Origin of the sequence: Bacillus sp. 275, assembly GCF_001999205.1 — a bacterium.
In the GTDB taxonomy this organism is placed as follows: Bacteria; Bacillota; Bacilli; order Bacillales; family Bacillaceae; genus Bacillus; species Bacillus velezensis.
In genome coordinates this window covers 3,936,603-3,952,127 of sequence record NZ_CP019626.1, presented here as the reverse complement: position 1 = coordinate 3,952,127, position 15,525 = coordinate 3,936,603, and the positions used below count along the sequence as shown (strand labels likewise).

The following is a 15,525-nucleotide window of genomic DNA, read 5'->3' as shown; positions in this document are numbered from 1 at the left end:
CCTCAATTCTCATTCTCAAATTGTTTCGCTCTCCACTTCCAATATCTCTTTCGAAAGCTTTCATATTGTGCTTTTAAAACCTTATCATTTCTAAAACTTTCACCATCAGTCTTAAGCTTATGAATAACATCACTATATTTTGTATGTAAACTGTTTGGGATTTCAAGCATTGGGCCAGGTTCTTCTTGAATCAAGTGATGTAAATTAATCTGTGTGCCATCTTTTGCATAAGGAGCATTACCGTTTTTCATAAGCTGAAGATTTGTTACGCCAAATTCTGTTTTTTGGTTCATATCAATATCTTTCATGGTATACACTCTGCGGCTTATGTCTTTAACTTTTCCCTTTGCTTTTACCTTGCCCTTAACCTCAAAGGCACCATACTTTTCTTTATTTAACCAAGGAAGGTTTATTTCTTGACCAGTAAACGGCTTTCTCGTTCCATCCGGGATTTTCTTTGCATTGGTCAAAAGTTCATTTTTAAGGTTTTGGCTGTCAACCACATTGTATGGTACGTCACCCGACAGAGCAAGATCATATTTAGAGTTATAAGGAAGCAGTTCTGGAAGTTTAACGTCTTTAATTTTCTTCCCTGCCTGTCCTGCCTTGTTTATGACCTTCCCCGCCGCATCAGCTTTGTTAACGGCTCCTGCGCCTTTCGTTCCGACGACAGCCACAGCTGCTGAACCAATTGCATATGTCACCCATCTTGATCTGGAGTAAGCATCTCCGTTCACCATATCCTTTTGATACGATTCTTCTATTGCTGTTGCAATAGCATCGTATGTTTCAACTGGATGAAGTACTGTATTCCCCAGTGCTGACAAGGTTTCTCCCGGATCGGTTATGAAATCCCATAAACCGGTTACAGTGTCTTTCCCAACATCATATAAACCAACGCCAGCCCCTTTTAATATATCCCAAGTCACTTCTCCGGCTTCTTCCATCTGTTTTGCTTGTTCAAGCTGAATGACATATTGCTGTTGGGAAGGTCCAAGGTTCTCGTAACCGATCTTCTTCGCAATTTCCAAGTATTCCTCCGGATCGGTCACACCGTCAGCGAGTTTTTTCTTCAAATCCTTGATTTCCCGCTCTTTTGCTTCTTCCTTTTTAATCGTCAAATAAGCATCTGAATGTCTTGCAATCTCGCCTTTCTTCTTATGTATGTCACTTTCCCTGTATGCCTTGGCGTTATAATGAAGCGGAGTGGCGTTTTTTCCTTTGCCCGTAGCGTTTTGGAGCTGTTGAAAGTCTGCCTGAATGAAATGTTCATTTGCCTCGGTTTCTGCGTATTCTTTCGTTAGATCGTGATCAAGCTTTCCGAGTTTATGTATGGTATCGTTCCTTTTTTTATCTGCTGACTCAAGCTTTTGATCGACATCTTCTGTAGAGAAAACATCAAGATGAATGATATCGCTGATTTCATCAAGGATACCTTTCATTTCATTGCGCTGCTCCTGCATGATGGCTTGTGATTGATTCTTCGCATGAAACAGCTCGTGTTCTAAAAAGGACTCTTCCACAAACGAATCGGCTAATCCGGCATCAGCTACTTTTCCTGAAATACTGTTAAGAAATGCGATTTTCATATCGATCAGATCAAGCCAGCTGTCTGTGACGCCGGCGTGGTCTTGAAAGAATGCTTTAATGTTGTCTGCGCCTTTGCCTGAAAACTCACTGTCGTCTAAGTCAGCCATTCCCTGAAATGCTTTTCTGAGATTGATAAATTGTTCTCTAATCTGATCGTATTGTTTTGCCCGCTTTTCTGCGGCTGAAATGAACGAGGCTGCTTCAAATACTTTCATTTACGGCTCCTTTCTGCTTCTTTCTGTCTAAATTTTACCATAGGATATAAGATTAGATGAATCTCTTGCATTTGTCGAACTGCTTTATTCAAGATCATAAAATTTCAAATGAAACCTTACACGAAGGAATCTGGGATCGGTAAAACAAAGCCAGATATAACATATATTAAAAAATCTCTTGCATTTCCGCACCCGCCATGCTATATTGATATAGCGATGAGCTGAATTGTGTAAGCCGATGCACATGCCCTTGCGGCACACACGAATGTGGCGTGTGGTGTATCGCCTCAATACGCAAAAGACGTTTGCTTCTGCAAACGTCTTTTTTTATTATCCGATTTTCGTTCCGTTCGGTACTGTCTGCTCTGGCGTAAGCAGGACAACGTCTCCTTTTTCCGGGATGCCGCCGAGAACGAGAACTTCTGACTTAAATCCGGCGATCCGCCGCGGCGGAAAGTTGACAATAGCTGTAACCTGTCTGCCCATCAGATCACCCGGTTCGTACCGTTTTGTAATCTGGGCGCTTGATTGTTTCATGCCGATCTCTTCGCCGAAATCTATTGTCATCTTAATGGCCGGCACCTTTGCTTCCGGGAATACTTCCGCTTTTACGACCGTTCCTATTCTAAGATCAAGCTTGATAAAATCTTCGATGACTGCCATATCAAAAACTCCTTTTTTACAATCATGATACCAAAAAAAGAAGCAGTTTATTTAACCGATTTTCAGGATTATTTATCAGATTGAAAGGTGTTTCGGAAGACGCGCGGCGTTATTCCCTTATGTCTGACAAACCATCTGGTAAAGGAAGACAAATTTTGAAAGCCGACCTCCTGACTGATGTCTGTCAGCCGGCATTTTGTTTCAATAAGCATTTGTTCCGCTTTCTTCATACGGAGCTCAGCAATATAAGCTTGCGGGCTTTTCCCCGTCTGCTTTTTAAACCAGTCGGAATAATACGCCGGGTGGTAATGTTCCATTGCGGCAAGCTTTTTAATTGTAAAAGTCTTTGAGAGATTTCGGCGGATATACGCAATTGAATCATTCGTACGGTTTTCTTGTATCTTTTCAGCAATATATTCTGCAAGCAGACTCAATGAATGAGCCGACTGCTGCTTTGTCTCTTCTGTCAGCAGAAACCGAATCGATGTCCAAAAAGGATCAAGCTTATTCAAAACGCCGGGGGCAAATGAACCTTTGAAAAAATTTGCCGGTATGTCGAGAACGAGACATTCATTTCGCTCCAAAGAACGGAACCGATGTTCATGCCCGGGCGGAATATACAACATTTGATCAGGTTTTAATCTGATTTTACGTCTTTCTGTCTCCAAGTCCAGCTGTCCTTCGAGCGGAAAGAGCATTTGGCAGTATGTGTGTGCATGAGAATCAAAAATATGCGAATAGGTGCGCCGCTCACAAATGATATGTTGTAATGAATCCATTTGTCCCTCCTTTTTACATGATGCGTCTTTTTATTTAGTTTACATAATAATATTATTGTTACATCTCCTGCAAACCTCTTAGAAAAGCAACAACTGCAAACTTCCGGCTTTCCTTAATTGATTCGGTTAATTCAAATGCACTCTGTTTTCTCAACACGGCAAATCCGTGAAGAAGGCTCCTCAGTCCTCTCGCAGCATGAATCGCAGTGTCAGACTGTGCATAACCGTTAGCAGTCAGCTGCCTGACAACAAGCTCTACAAGCAGGCTTGACAGATTCTCAATCCGCCCGTCTTTTATCTTTTGAAATGTTGCGTCATATAATCCGGGATTGGCTTCAGCGAAATTGATATAGGCATCGGCAAGAGCAAGCAAAGCCGTTTCACCCGTCAGTCCTTCTGCAGAGGCCGCCATTTTTTCATATAACATAGTTAAACCGGAGACAGCCAGCTCTGCTTTAATTCCTTGAAGGCCATTGACAAAATTGTAAAGGGAAGGCGGTTTTACGTTTAAGGACTTTGCAACAGCCGCAAGCGTTACTTCGTTCAGCCCTTTTTCGTCAGCGATGCCTGCTGCAGCTCTCAATATCATGTCAAGGCTCATTCCGACTCTCGGTGACATTATGATCGGCCTCCCGGCAGGCTTCGTTCGGCTTCCTCAACAGCCTCAGCCATCATTTCAACGGGATTGCAGAGAACATCTCCATGTCCGGCGGCCAGACTGCTTGGTTGATGAGCGATAAGTGTTCTTGCTGTTTTTACAGCTTCTTCTTTATTCCACGTAGCAAAAGCCGGAAACGGAAATTTCCATTTCAGCTTCCCAGAAACAGCAAGGCCGCCCCGTACTTGAAAGGCATCTCCGACGATCAGCATATCATTTCTCGTATCTTTAAAAGCGAGGCTTCCCGGCGTATGACCGGGAGCGGGAATGACAAGTAAAGATCCGATCCGCTCGCCGCCTTTCAGCAGGCGATCAGGTTCGGTCTGAACATTTTTCGGCACTCCCCCCTTTATCGGCGTTTGTGCTTCATGCTCAAATAATGAAGTGTCACCTTTCAGCAAGAAAGAATCCCGCTCAGAAATACAGACGGAAGCATCCGGAAATTCCGCAGCTAATGAGTCAAGCGAACCGATGTGATCCCCGTGCGCGTGGGTGAGTAATATGTCATTCAGCGGCTTCCCAAGCTGCCGCAATGCTTGTTTGATTCCTTTATGACTGTTAGGCAGTCCGGCGTCAATCAGGGTTACTCCTTCTTCTTCTTCAACCAAATAACAATTCACCGGGAAGAGCGCGGGAAAAAAAGTCAGCTGCCAAACGGTTCCGTATTGTAAGATTCTCATGAACATCCTCCTAAAACTAATATCATTAGTTTCATTATAACTAATACCGTTAGTTTATCAAGAGTTTTCTGTTTAAATCCTGAAAAAGGCGCGGGCGCTTCTCTTATGCAAAAAAAAGAAACGCGCATACTGTGATAAAAGATGCTTTCAGCCTGCGAATAAATCACACTACTAAAACCAGCCGGATAAGCATACACTACTCAACGGAGGGGGAGTTTCACACCATGCATATCACACTTCAAAGCATCTGCCCTGTCTTAATGATTGCCTTTTTTCTGTATAAAAAGGTGAAACGGTCCGTCGGCTTTCAGCCTTTGAAACCCCGCTGGCTTTATACAAGAATGATTTTGTTTTCATTGCTGGCCGCAGCTCTGGCGTTTTTCAGCATCACACACCCGGCTTTATACGGCCATCTTATATTCGGCACTTTTTGCGGCTGGCTTCTGGTCCTGTTTGCAAAACGGAACATTTCTTTTGAAGAACGCCGCGGAAAAATGTATTTTCGCACTCACCTGTGGATTGAACTTATTCTATTAACGTTATTCCTATCGAGATTTGTTTATCGCGTTATTGAAATTTACCGGGTCACAGCGGACTTTACCCATCCGGAGGCATACAGCCAAACGGTCGGCGCCGATCCGCTGACCATCAGTATCTTTTATTTCATCGCAGTGTATTACAGCGGCTTCTCTTTTTATGTTTTAAAAACGAGCAGAGACCAAACCAATAACAGTCAGTACGGCTGACATCCCTGTCTAAAAAGCAGGGATGTTTTTTAATCGTGCCGCGTATGGTGAATCATTTGCTGAAGCACATCTAACACATGTTCATCCTCAGGAGAATAATAGATGGATGTTCCTTCTCTGCGTGATTTGACGAGGCGCAGATTTTTAAGAAAACGCAGCTGATGAGAAACGGTAGACTGCAGCAAATTCAGCTTTTCTGCGATATCATTTACCGCGTGCTCACCCTGTGACAGCAAATGGAGAATTCTGATTCTGGTCGGATCAGACAGCGCCTTAAAAGTCTGGGCAACCAAAAATAAAGTTTCCTCATCTAAATCGACAGCGGGGTCATTTTTGTTTCCGGATTCGTGAAATTCAGTCATATACCTCACCCTTCTTTTCTCAAGTAGCCCAATTATACCAAATGTCAATTGATGCAGATACATCCTGCGCCTGACAAAAGAACCGTTATTTTAAATTTATGTTTCAAATACGGGTTTCCGCTTGGTTTCGCGCATTCATCTGTGTCATAATGAAAAAGTCATAATGCTCCTGAAATTGAGGGTGAAACACAGTGGAGAAAAAGAAAAAAGGCTGTTTCGCTGCCGCGGGTCTTATGATGATATGTGTTTTTGTCATGGTTTCCTTCTTCCTCATTCTGCTATTTTCAAATAATGAATGGCTCAAAAGTCTTCCGTTTGATGTCAAGCCGATCGTCCTTGAACGGCTGACAGATTACAAACCGCTTGTTGAAGACGAGCTGGATGAAAAAGGACTCACCAAATATACATCGCTTGTACTCGGCATGATATATCAGGAGTCAAAAGGAAGAGGAAATGATCCCATGCAGTCTTCAGAATCTCTGGGTTTAAAGCGAAATGAGATTAAAAACCCTCAAACCAGTATCAAACAGGGAATCAAACAATTCACTCTCATGTACCAAACAGGCAAGAAAAAAGGCGTAGACTTGGATACGATTATACAAAGCTACAACATGGGAGCCGGCTATATTGATTTCGTGGCTGAACATGGAGGATCGCATACTGAGGAACTGGCAAAACAATACTCCGAGCAGCAGGTCAAAAAGAATCCGAAACTTTACACTTGCGGAGGGAACAAAGACAATTTCCGTTATCCCTACTGCTATGGTGATTACACGTACGCAGAAAAAGTAAAAGCAAAAACAAAAACCGTTGAACAATCCTTAAATGTAACAACACTTGAAACGCTTGAAGAGTAAAAGGCGCCCTGATGAGGCGCCTTTTTCAATCAATAGAAAAAAGCCGCGCAGAGCACGGCTTTTTTTAATAATACGGTGAGATCATTAAGTATACAATGACACCCGTCAGACTGACATACAGCCAGAGCGGCATCGTCCATCTCGCGATTTTTTTGTGGCGCTCCACTTGCATGCTGAATCCTCTGATCAGCGTAAACAGCGCAAGCGGCACGATAACGGCGGAAAGACAGATGTGCGTAATTAAAATAAAGAAATAAATCCCCCGAATGATGCCGTGGCCGCCGAATAAAGTATTTTCAGCCACAGAGTGGTATACGACATAGCAGATCAAAAACAGCAGAGTCGTCGTAAACGCCGCCAAAATAAAACGTTTATGCGCTTGAATATTTTTTTGCTTAATCATAAAGAGCGCTGCCAGCAAAAAGATAAAAGTAAAGCTGTTAAAAATGGCATTTAACATCGGCAGAATATGAATATTGGCAATGCTGACCTGTCCCGATTTCGGCATAAAAAACAGTACCGCAATTAACCCGTTGATCAGAACGGTCAATGTCAGCACGATACCGGTATAACTTTTAGGTTTGTTTTCTGTCTGATTCATCTTATGACCTCTCTCAATTTTACTGACTATCCAAATGGTATGAGAATTCAGCTTTGATGTCAACGATTTCGTCCGCTTCGTCAGAAATTAGACAAACTTAAGCCCTAAAAAGACCGGGTGTTTGAGACCCGGCCTTTCGTCATATTATGCTTCCTTCAACAGTTCTTCTATCACTTTATGTTCGTTTTCATTCAACAGATTTTTTGGAATGATCCGATCTATCGGTTTATTCATATGCTGATCGAGAATATCGGCTGTTTCTTTGTCCCCTGCGATTACGAGACGCTCCCATTGGTGTGAAGCGGCCTTTTGATCAAGGTTTGAAGCCAATCGTTTATACAGCCTGTTTTGGTTTTCTTCGACGTGGGCTTTGGCAGCGTCTTCGTCCATCGACGCGGAGCGGCTTCCGCTTACATCCTGCGGTTTCCACGATTCATTGATGACGTCGTAATGATAATGCTCCACCCCTTCAATTTTTCCGAGTACGGTTTCTATGATCTTCACTTCATTCTGCTGGGTGAGAATAAAAGCCGTGCTCGGAAATTGTTCACGAAGAAGTTCTAATTGATCAAGGACAGCCGTCTCTTCCCAATAAAATCGTGTTTCAACAGGCACCTGCAATTCAATCGTCTCCCAAATACCGCTTTCTCCCGATGCAAAAAATACGAGACTTCGCGGCATCTCTTTACCAAGCCCATCGATATATTGATAGACACGTTCCATGATGCGGACGAGAGATTTTTCTTCTTCCGGATCACTGGCAGACAGATACTCTTTTAATCTCCGAAAACCGGTTTTCAAGGCGATTTTCCACTCTCCCCCCTGCTGATCCGGATTTCTCATATCCGTATTGACATATAAGGAAAGCATTTTATCAGGAGATTCCGTCATTACGTACTTCAATTTGCCGATGAGTGAGTCAATTGCCATTATAGATTCCTCCTTTTTCCGCTGCTCACTGTTCCTTTCCCTATCCGCACCGCCTTAAAAACGTCAATCCACATATAAACGGCAGACTTTTCTAAAAAAGTTTTTGCAAAACCCATTTACAAACCAAGACATCATTTACTACAATGGATACTTGTGTTTAACTAAGACTTTTACGCTGTGAAAGGAGTATGATTTTGTTTACTGCAGAAGAAAGAGATCAGAAAGAGCTGGAAAAAGAGCTTCATAAACTTGAATTTCAGATTTTCAGAATGCGGGAAAATCTGATAGATGTATCAAAAGACGCGCGAGTGCTTGGTATTGATCAATCGAACAATGACGATTGGATCATTGTTTCCTCGATTGATGATGGCCAAACATGTAAGATTATGCTGACTGATTGTGAATCAGCCTACCGGGGAAGAGGCTGTTTTTCACTGATCGCCTCTTATTATGACAATGCCATTCATATCGGGGACATTAAAGGCCCGCCGAACCATGGCTACGGCTCGATCTGCATGAAATTTTTAAAACATATCGCCAGAGAGCAGAATATCCCGAAAGTGACGGGCGACATCGCTAAGCGTGATTGGGATCATGTCGACAGGCTCGTTCATTTTTATGAAAAGCATCACTTTGATGTCTGGATTGACAATGATACACAATCAGGCGGCATTAAATGGGTCGACCTGTAAAAAATGATAGATAAACCCTCGTTAATATGGTGTAATAGATTAAACCATTTAAGGAGGGTTTTTTTTGTATCCGGAAAAATTGAAAAAGGGTGACGGCATTCGTATTGTGTCTCCGGCCACAAGCATGTCCGTTATGTCAGATGAAAATATAATTGCCGCAAAGTCAAAATTAGAGGAGCTCGGCTTTCGTGTCTCTTTTTCAGAGCATGCGAAAGAAATAAATGAATTTGATTCATCATCCATTGAATCGCGTGTACGGGATCTGCACGAGGCTTTCGCTGACCCTGACATCAAAGCGATTTTGACGACACTCGGCGGGTTCCAATCAAATCAGCTGCTCCGCTATCTTGATTATGAAAACATCAAGCGGCATCCGAAAATCCTTTGCGGCTATTCAGATATTACCGCTCTCGGCCATGCCATATATCAAAAAACCGGCCTTATTACATATTCCGGTCCCCACTTCTCTTCATTTGCCATGAAAAAAGGGCTGGACTATACGATTGACTCTTTCTTGGCCTGCTGTGCTTCTGACAACCCATATGAGGTAAAGCCTTCATCCGAGTGGAGTGATGATAAATGGTATTTGAACCAGGAGGACAGACGTTTTTATCGGAATCCGGGACCGCTCGTTATTCAACCCGGATATGCGGAAGGAACACTGATCGGAGGAAATCTATGCACGCTGAATCTTCTGCAGGGCACCGAATACTTTCCGGAGATGGAGCAAGTGATTCTGTTTATAGAAGATGATTATATGTCGGACATTCATATGTTTGACCGGGATTTGCAGTCACTCATCCACCTTCCCGCTTTTTCAGCCGTGAAGGGAATTGTCATCGGACGTTTCCAGCATGCTTCAAATGTGTCTGAGGAGGCTCTGCGTGCCGTCATCCGTACAAAAGAAGAACTGGCATCCATGCCTGTTATCGCAAATGCTGATTTCGGCCATACCTCCCCTTTGATGACATTCCCGATCGGAGGAACATGCAGGATAGAAGCCGGCTCAGAAGGCGGACGGATATGGATCGATCGGCATTAATACATAAAGACGGGAAAACCGCCCCGTCTTTTTATTTTGACGCCTTATGCCGCGGCGTGCGCGGAGCGATCATCATTCGTCCGCCGGCCGCTGCCGTCACCCACACGGAAGCTCCTTTATAAAAACGGCTGATCTCTTCATTATATACGGCATGTGTCAGTTCACGTTTATCATGCGTTCCGTCTTGGTTTTTTACGTTTAAAATAAGCACAAGCTCGTGCCTGCCATTCTTCATCACGCCAGTACGTCTCACCTTTTCAATAACGGCTGGCCTTCCTCTCCCTCTGTCAAGCGCCTGAAACAGCCTGACAGCAGGCAAAGACAGTCCGATAACGAGCACAATGGCGAAAGCGGTGCATATACCTGCTTGAAACACCGGTGATTCTGTGAAGGCATTCCATAAACATATAAATTCCGGCTCCATCAGATTCATACATCCCTTCAGATTCCGTTTTCACATCCATTCCTTATTATATTAGAGAAACGCTTTTTCTTTTTCCGCATATAACGATTATATACAGTCAAAAAAGGGAAGAAAAAAAGAACACAAAGCATTTCGCCTTGTGTTCTTCATCTCTATATGAAACTAGTCTAATACTTTAACATTTACTGTTCTGACGCCCCAGTTGTTAGCGTCACTTTTCTTTGCAACAAATACGTCAATTTTATTTCCTTTAATTGCGCCGCCTGTATCTGCTGCTGTTGCCACTCCGTAACCTTCAACATACACCTTAGAGCCAAGCGGAATGACACTAGGGTCTACCGCGATGACTTTTGCATCAGGGTTTTTGTTTAAGTCAACACCGGTTGCCGTTACACCGGAAATGCCGCCGTCGTTAGCAGAGTAAGCAGTTGCAGTCATTGTCAGCTGCTTTTTAGGCTCTTGTTGGTTTGTATTTGATTGAACAGGCTGCTGTTTTGCTTCGACAGCCTTCGCTTCTTGTTTAGGTTGTTGTTCTTGAACAGGTTCTTGTTTAGGCTGCTCGTTTTTGACAGCTTCTTGTTTCGGCTGTTCTGTCTCGGCAGCTGGTTTTTGTTCAGTTTGCGGCTGGCTGGCTTCTTGAGCCGGCTGTGCAGCCTGAGCCTGACCTTTCACATTTAACGTTGTGCCTGCGTAAATTATATCTGATTGCAAGTTATTCAAGCTTTTCAGATTGCCGACTGATGTTCCGAATTTCTGAGCAATTTTCCAGAGGCTGTCGCCCTGCTTCACTGTGTACTGCCCAGATGTGGTTGTTTCTACTGAAGAAATAGTCAGTTTCTCTCCTTCAATGATTAAATCAGAAGATAACTGATTCCATTCTTTTAAGTCCTTTAGGTTCACTCCGTTTTTTTGCGAGATCCCCCAGAGCGTGTCACCCTTTTGCACCGTGATTTCTTTAGCAGAAGCGTGAGCTCCAAATGCAGTTGTTGAAATTGCTGCAACTGCGACAAAGGACATAATCGTCTTCTTCATAAGTAAATCCTCCCTTGTTAGCTTTTTATTGGCGGCTAACAGGTGATATCGTAACATATGAAAATGTCAGTTCAATAACAAAACGATTTGAATTAGATTACAGTTCCTTTACATGAAACATTTCTCTCGCTTGGTAAGTCTTGCTGAAACCTTGATACAGCAAGGGTTTTCAAGCTTCTGATTTTTCCGGCGCCAATGAAAAACACAATGTACAAATTTCTAAAAAAACTTTTTTTCACTCTGTTTCTCTTACATAATTTCGGATTTCTTCTAAAAAAACCGCTCCGTATTTCAATCTTTTTTGTTCCCCGACCCCTTTTACGGAAAGAAGATCCTGATCTGTTTTCGGAAGTTTCGCCGACATTTCTTTTAACGTCTGATCTGAGAACACGACAAATGGAGGCACACCCTGTTCAGCTGCAATTTCTTTGCGGAGACGCCGGAGAAGCTCAAATAATTCATCATTTTCGGTAACGGCGGCGGCCTGTAAGGCTTCTTTTCTCGCGACTGCGCTTTTTCCAAGCAGAACGTCCCTGCCTTTTTGGGTGACCATTAGCGTCGGAAATGTGCCGTCCGCCATTCTGATATATTCATCTGAAATAAGGAATTCGATAAAATCACTGATTTCCGCTGCGGATTGATGCTTCATAATGCCGTAAGTGGACAGGCTGCTGAAGCCGTTTTCCAGCACTTTTTTATTTTTTGACCCGCTAAGCACCTGCGCCACCATCGTTTTTCCGAAGCGCTCATTCATTCTGATGATGCATGACAATACCATCTGCGCTTCTTTTGTGACGTCATGGGTGGTCCTTGTATCAGTGCAATTGCCGCATGCTCCGCAAGCTTCCGCCTCATTCTCGCCGAAATACTTCAGAATAAACCGCTGCAGGCAATCTTCCGTATGACAGTAATCCACCATCTGTCTCAGTTTTTTGAGATCCTGCTTTTGTTTTTCTTCTCCGGCGGCCGATTGGTCTATTAAAAAACGCTGCACCATAATATCCTGCGGCGAAAACAAGAGCACACACTCGCTGTTAAGACCGTCGCGCCCGGCCCGTCCGGCTTCCTGGTAATAGCTCTCCATATCTTTCGGAATCTGCGCGTGTAAAACGAACCTGATGTTGCTCTTATCGATTCCCATTCCGAAAGCGGACGTAGCTACCATCACTTGTATCTGATCGTTAAGAAACCGCTCCTGCTGGTCTTTTCTGTCATCATCCGCCAATCCGCCGTGATAACGGCCGGCATTGATGCCGCTGCGTTTTAATTTCTCATATAAACGGTCGGTTTCTTTTCTTGTCGCTGTATATATAATGCCGGCTTCGTGTTTATTTTTTTCCAGATACCGCTCGATAAACCGGTCTTTGTTTTCGCCCTTTACTACTTTAAACGTTAAATTCTCTCTGGCAAAACCGGTATATACAGTTTGTTCTTTCTTAATATGAAGCTGCTTGCAGATGTCATCATGAACCTCAGGCGTAGCCGTCGCCGTTAATGCGATGATGACGGGCGGTTCTTTTAGTTCATTAAAAAGGATTTCGATATTCCGGTAACTCGGCCTGAAATCATGTCCCCATTGCGATATACAGTGAGCTTCGTCAATGGCGACAAGAGGAACCGTAATATTCTGCAGGATGTGAATGAATTCAGAAGAAGTCAAACGCTCCGGTGTGATGTAAAAGAGCCGGTACGCCCCTTGTTTCAAACCGGTCAGGCGCTCATGAATGTCACGGCTTGTCTGGGTGCTGTTAATATAAGCTGCCGCGATACCCGCTTCTTCAAGCGCGTCGACTTGATCTTTCATTAAGGAAATAAGAGGGGAAATAACGATTGTGGTTCCTTCAAACAGCAGTGCGGGAATCTGATAGCAGATTGATTTTCCGCCCCCCGTCGGCATAATGCAGACCGTGTTTTTTCTCTCCTCTGCAACTGATTGTATCGCCTGCTTTTGGCCCGCGCGTAGACTGTCGTAGCCAAAATAATGCGCCAGAAGGGATTGGGCTTTCTCCAGCATATCTTGTAAAACCTCACTTTGTCTTTGATTCTTTTATTTTATCATACTGATAAAGTACGCTGCTCAAGAGCAATTCAAAATAAAAAGCCATCTCCGCAAGGGAAATGGCTTTCGCTACGTATGCCGTACGCAAGTAAGAAAGTTTTAAACCACCACTCCTCAAAGTGGGTGTTTGCAGAAGCGTTCCTGTCGTCCTCTGCAATGGAGGCATGACATTCCGGCTTCGATATAAAACTCCCTATTACAGCTTAAAGGTTAAAACTTAATTAACAATACGAACAATGTAGCTTCTCTTATATCCTACACCATCAGTCGTATTTTGGCAAGAGGGTTAATTCTTTTACAGAAAACCTTTTTTCTTTGTGAAAAATGCTTTATTCTACATAAAAATTGTTTTTTCGACAAAATATCAATATATCAATATAAGATCAGATCGAAAGCAGCCGCCAGTTTCTTCTATAATAGAAAAAACTCTCACACCCTGTAGGGGCGCAAGAGTTAATGAAAATTAGAATTTTGCAGCCAGATCTTTCGCTTCTTGCAGTCCTTTTTCAATGATCGCTTGAGCGTTATCCGGTGCAGCATTATGGCCTTCAACGACAACAGTGTGAAGATCTTGGACACCCCAGAAACCGAGAACGGTTTTCATGAAGTTTAATGACATTTCAAGAGATGCCATCGGTCCTTCAGAATATACGCCGCCGCGTGCGTTTAAGAGCGCTACTTTTTTATCTCCCATCAGACCTTTAGGGCCTTCAGGCGTGTATGTGAAAGTAACTCCTGCACGAGACAGGTAATCAACATAAGTATGAAGCACAGCAGGCACTGTGAAGTTCCAAAGCGGGAATGCAAACACGACTTTGTCAGCTTTGACAAATTGATTTAAGTAAATGTCAGCAGTTGACGCTTGTTTTTTCTCTTCGTCTGTCATTTCAATTCCTTTTGAAGCTTTAAATGTTCCGTTAATCATATCTCTTCCGAGGTAAGGAAGGTTTTCTTTATGAAGATCAAGTTCGATCACTTCATCATTCGGATTGTTTTCTTTATAAGCAGCCAGAAACGCTTCGTATAATTTTACGGATACGCCTTCTTCAGCCGTACGATCACTTGATTTTACAAATAATACTTGAGACATTCTAAATTCCTCCCGGTAATCTTTTAATATTTACTTACAAATAGTATGTTACTTTCTTTTTTATATAAAGTCAATGATTTTATTTCGATTTTGAGATTTTTTATGGAATAAAAAAACAGGTACATATGAATGTACCTGCTGCTATTATTGTGAATCCTGCTCACGATCAAGGATTTCGTAAGTTTGTGAGCTTTTTTGATCAACGGTTTCTTTATTTGAGAGGTCTTTCACCTGCTCGTGAAATTCCCTTTCATATGACGGAGCGTCTGTTTTCACATCCCCTTCTGTTTCTCGCTGCGCTTCGACGGTCATTCTGGCGTACGGCACGGCTTCAAGTCTTTCATAAGGAATTTCTTTTCCCGTTTTCTCGCAAATCCCGTATGTTCCTTTTTCCATTCGTTCAAGCGCGGCATTCACCTCATCTAAAAGATTCTGATCGACACCGTCCAGCGTCTGATTCGTGACCCTGTCCAAATAAATGCTTCCGTGATCAGCTAAGTGATTATCTACTCCGTTCGACAGTTCTCCTGTGTCTTCGCTCATTGAATGATTTTCTTTTGATTCTCCCTGAAGACTTTCCTTTAAATCGATTAATTTATGATAAAGGCTGTCCTGCTGTTCTTTTGATAATGACATATTCATCATCTCCTTTTTCGTCTGTATTCTTCGCTGCATCTGTTAATACATACCCTCGAAAAAGGAGGCTGAAACAACGGGGTCAATGTTTTCTCCCCCTGATGGTGACATTGGGTGTCTGCTGCTTTGTCTGTCTTTTTTCTTTCGCAGCATCATTTTGCGGGTTGTCCCGAAATTCTTCAGCGCAGGTTTGTTTGAGCCTGTGCGCCGGTGTATGGTAAGTGGCGCCGATATTCAGCATACCGCTCAGCTCTTCTATACTCAGATTTTCAAAATCAATATTGTATTCAACCTTGTCCACTTTGACGTGCTCAATATGGACATATGTTTTTTCCCCTTCCACCGTCTGCGGCTCAAAATGACACTTATCCTGAAGCTCATCAAGCTGTTGTTCCACTTTCTTAAGCCGGTCTAATTCTTCTTCACACACTTTTTTGAAAATCTCTTTCATTATTTTTTTCAAAGAAAA

At 43.0% G+C, this 15,525-nt stretch carries 18 protein-coding genes and 1 other RNA gene; 4 read left to right on the top strand and 15 right to left on the bottom strand.

From position 1 onward, the window contains the following. Positions 1-2 precede the first annotated feature (2 nt). The 5 genes from BZ167_RS19545 to BZ167_RS19525 form a co-directional block, all read right to left on the bottom strand. Positions 3-1,805 (bottom strand): T7SS effector LXG polymorphic toxin, encoded by a 1,803-nt coding sequence (locus BZ167_RS19545; RefSeq protein ID WP_077392192.1) that lies wholly within the window; start codon positions 1,803-1,805, stop codon positions 3-5. Positions 1,806-2,135: 330 nt separating this feature from the next. Then, positions 2,136-2,468 carry a chaperone CsaA gene (gene csaA / locus BZ167_RS19540; RefSeq protein WP_007407998.1) on the bottom strand — a complete coding sequence of 111 codons (333 nt, stop codon included), beginning with the start codon at positions 2,466-2,468 and terminating at the stop codon, positions 2,136-2,138. 68 nt (positions 2,469-2,536) lie between these two features. Next, positions 2,537-3,247: an AraC family transcriptional regulator gene (locus BZ167_RS19535; RefSeq protein WP_077392191.1), complete on the bottom strand. Its 711-nt coding sequence runs from the start codon at positions 3,245-3,247 to the stop codon at positions 2,537-2,539. 58 nt (positions 3,248-3,305) lie between these two features. Next, positions 3,306-3,866: a TetR/AcrR family transcriptional regulator gene (locus BZ167_RS19530; protein WP_077392190.1), complete on the bottom strand. Its 561-nt coding sequence runs from the start codon at positions 3,864-3,866 to the stop codon at positions 3,306-3,308. Beyond that, positions 3,866-4,585 (bottom strand): MBL fold metallo-hydrolase, encoded by a 720-nt coding sequence (locus tag BZ167_RS19525; RefSeq protein WP_077392189.1) that lies wholly within the window; start codon positions 4,583-4,585, stop codon positions 3,866-3,868. Before BZ167_RS19525 ends, BZ167_RS19530 begins: the two co-directional genes overlap by 1 nt. Before the next feature lie 224 nt (positions 4,586-4,809). Between BZ167_RS19525 and BZ167_RS19520 the strand changes: the two genes are divergently transcribed. Then, positions 4,810-5,331: a CcdC protein domain-containing protein gene (locus tag BZ167_RS19520; RefSeq protein WP_007407994.1), complete on the top strand. Its 522-nt coding sequence runs from the start codon at positions 4,810-4,812 to the stop codon at positions 5,329-5,331. A gap of 29 nt (positions 5,332-5,360) precedes the next feature. Here the strand turns inward: BZ167_RS19520 and czrA are convergent, their stop codons facing one another. Next, positions 5,361-5,693, bottom strand: a complete 333-nt coding sequence (gene czrA, locus BZ167_RS19515) for a Zn(II)-responsive metalloregulatory transcriptional repressor CzrA (protein ID WP_012117736.1) — start codon at positions 5,691-5,693, stop codon at positions 5,361-5,363. Positions 5,694-5,884: 191 nt separating this feature from the next. Here czrA and BZ167_RS19510 point away from each other — a divergent pair, with 191 nt between their 5' ends. Next, positions 5,885-6,550, top strand: a complete 666-nt coding sequence (locus tag BZ167_RS19510; protein ID WP_003153802.1) for a lysozyme family protein — start codon at positions 5,885-5,887, stop codon at positions 6,548-6,550. A gap of 64 nt (positions 6,551-6,614) precedes the next feature. On the opposite strand, the gene BZ167_RS19505 is transcribed toward BZ167_RS19510, so the two are convergent. Together BZ167_RS19505 and BZ167_RS19500 are read right to left on the bottom strand one after the other, a co-directional pair. Continuing rightward, complete coding sequence (locus BZ167_RS19505; RefSeq protein WP_007407990.1) at positions 6,615-7,151, bottom strand: DUF420 domain-containing protein; 537 nt, start codon at positions 7,149-7,151, stop codon at positions 6,615-6,617. A 144-nt stretch (positions 7,152-7,295) separates the two neighbouring features. Then, entirely contained in the window at positions 7,296-8,081 is a 786-nt protein-coding gene (locus BZ167_RS19500; RefSeq protein WP_060675205.1) for a VLRF1 family aeRF1-type release factor, read from the bottom strand. Positions 8,082-8,269: 188 nt separating this feature from the next. Here BZ167_RS19500 and BZ167_RS19495 point away from each other — a divergent pair, with 188 nt between their 5' ends. Further along, positions 8,270-8,773, top strand: a complete 504-nt coding sequence (locus BZ167_RS19495; protein ID WP_014418107.1) for an N-acetyltransferase — start codon at positions 8,270-8,272, stop codon at positions 8,771-8,773. A 64-nt stretch (positions 8,774-8,837) separates the two neighbouring features. Beyond that, positions 8,838-9,815 carry a S66 family peptidase gene (locus BZ167_RS19490; protein WP_060675206.1) on the top strand — a complete coding sequence of 326 codons (978 nt, stop codon included), beginning with the start codon at positions 8,838-8,840 and terminating at the stop codon, positions 9,813-9,815. Between the two features lie 31 nt (positions 9,816-9,846). Here the strand turns inward: BZ167_RS19490 and BZ167_RS19485 are convergent, their stop codons facing one another. The 7 genes from BZ167_RS19485 to gerPC all read right to left on the bottom strand — a co-directional run bounded on the left by BZ167_RS19485 (position 9,847) and on the right by gerPC (position 15,519). Continuing rightward, positions 9,847-10,239, bottom strand: coding sequence for a hypothetical protein (locus tag BZ167_RS19485; protein WP_039255092.1), 393 nt, complete (start codon positions 10,237-10,239; stop codon positions 9,847-9,849). Positions 10,240-10,401: 162 nt separating this feature from the next. After that, positions 10,402-11,271 (bottom strand): 3D domain-containing protein, encoded by an 870-nt coding sequence (locus BZ167_RS19480; RefSeq protein ID WP_007407985.1) that lies wholly within the window; start codon positions 11,269-11,271, stop codon positions 10,402-10,404. Positions 11,272-11,506: 235 nt separating this feature from the next. Continuing rightward, positions 11,507-13,285 carry a DNA helicase RecQ gene (gene recQ, locus BZ167_RS19475; RefSeq protein ID WP_060675207.1) on the bottom strand — a complete coding sequence of 593 codons (1,779 nt, stop codon included), beginning with the start codon at positions 13,283-13,285 and terminating at the stop codon, positions 11,507-11,509. Between the two features lie 107 nt (positions 13,286-13,392). Next, a non-coding RNA gene (ssrS, locus tag BZ167_RS19470) (6S RNA) lies at positions 13,393-13,578 on the bottom strand. Between the two features lie 215 nt (positions 13,579-13,793). Further along, a complete protein-coding gene (locus BZ167_RS19465) occupies positions 13,794-14,420 on the bottom strand; it encodes an FMN-dependent NADH-azoreductase (protein ID WP_003153791.1) in 627 nt (208 codons plus the stop codon). A 144-nt stretch (positions 14,421-14,564) separates the two neighbouring features. Beyond that, the gene (locus tag BZ167_RS19460) at positions 14,565-15,056 is read right to left on the bottom strand and encodes a TraR/DksA family transcriptional regulator (protein ID WP_015417624.1); all 492 of its coding nucleotides are present in this window, start codon (positions 15,054-15,056) and stop codon (positions 14,565-14,567) included. An 82-nt stretch (positions 15,057-15,138) separates the two neighbouring features. Then, complete coding sequence (gerPC, locus tag BZ167_RS19455) at positions 15,139-15,519, bottom strand: spore germination protein GerPC (protein ID WP_039254893.1); 381 nt, start codon at positions 15,517-15,519, stop codon at positions 15,139-15,141. Positions 15,520-15,525: the final 6 nt, after the last annotated feature.

Coding starts and splice junctions, on each gene's coding strand:
- BZ167_RS19525 (WP_077392189.1), bottom strand. CDS start 4,585: ATGAGAATCTTACAATACGGAACCGTTTGGCAGCTGACTTTTTTTCCC.
- BZ167_RS19535 (WP_077392191.1), bottom strand. CDS start 3,247: ATGGATTCATTACAACATATCATTTGTGAGCGGCGCACCTATTCGCAT.
- BZ167_RS19545 (WP_077392192.1), bottom strand. CDS start 1,805: ATGAAAGTATTTGAAGCAGCCTCGTTCATTTCAGCCGCAGAAAAGCGG.
- recQ (WP_060675207.1), bottom strand. CDS start 13,285: ATGCTGGAGAAAGCCCAATCCCTTCTGGCGCATTATTTTGGCTACGAC.
- BZ167_RS19530 (WP_077392190.1), bottom strand. CDS start 3,866: ATGTCACCGAGAGTCGGAATGAGCCTTGACATGATATTGAGAGCTGCA.
- BZ167_RS19465 (WP_003153791.1), bottom strand. CDS start 14,420: ATGTCTCAAGTATTATTTGTAAAATCAAGTGATCGTACGGCTGAAGAA.
- BZ167_RS19505 (WP_007407990.1), bottom strand. CDS start 7,151: ATGAATCAGACAGAAAACAAACCTAAAAGTTATACCGGTATCGTGCTG.
- BZ167_RS19520 (WP_007407994.1), top strand. CDS start 4,810: ATGCATATCACACTTCAAAGCATCTGCCCTGTCTTAATGATTGCCTTT.
- BZ167_RS19460 (WP_015417624.1), bottom strand. CDS start 15,056: ATGTCATTATCAAAAGAACAGCAGGACAGCCTTTATCATAAATTAATC.
- BZ167_RS19495 (WP_014418107.1), top strand. CDS start 8,270: ATGATTTTGTTTACTGCAGAAGAAAGAGATCAGAAAGAGCTGGAAAAA.
- BZ167_RS19500 (WP_060675205.1), bottom strand. CDS start 8,081: ATGGCAATTGACTCACTCATCGGCAAATTGAAGTACGTAATGACGGAA.
- BZ167_RS19480 (WP_007407985.1), bottom strand. CDS start 11,271: ATGAAGAAGACGATTATGTCCTTTGTCGCAGTTGCAGCAATTTCAACA.
- csaA (WP_007407998.1), bottom strand. CDS start 2,468: ATGGCAGTCATCGAAGATTTTATCAAGCTTGATCTTAGAATAGGAACG.
- BZ167_RS19485 (WP_039255092.1), bottom strand. CDS start 10,239: ATGGAGCCGGAATTTATATGTTTATGGAATGCCTTCACAGAATCACCG.
- czrA (WP_012117736.1), bottom strand. CDS start 5,693: ATGACTGAATTTCACGAATCCGGAAACAAAAATGACCCCGCTGTCGAT.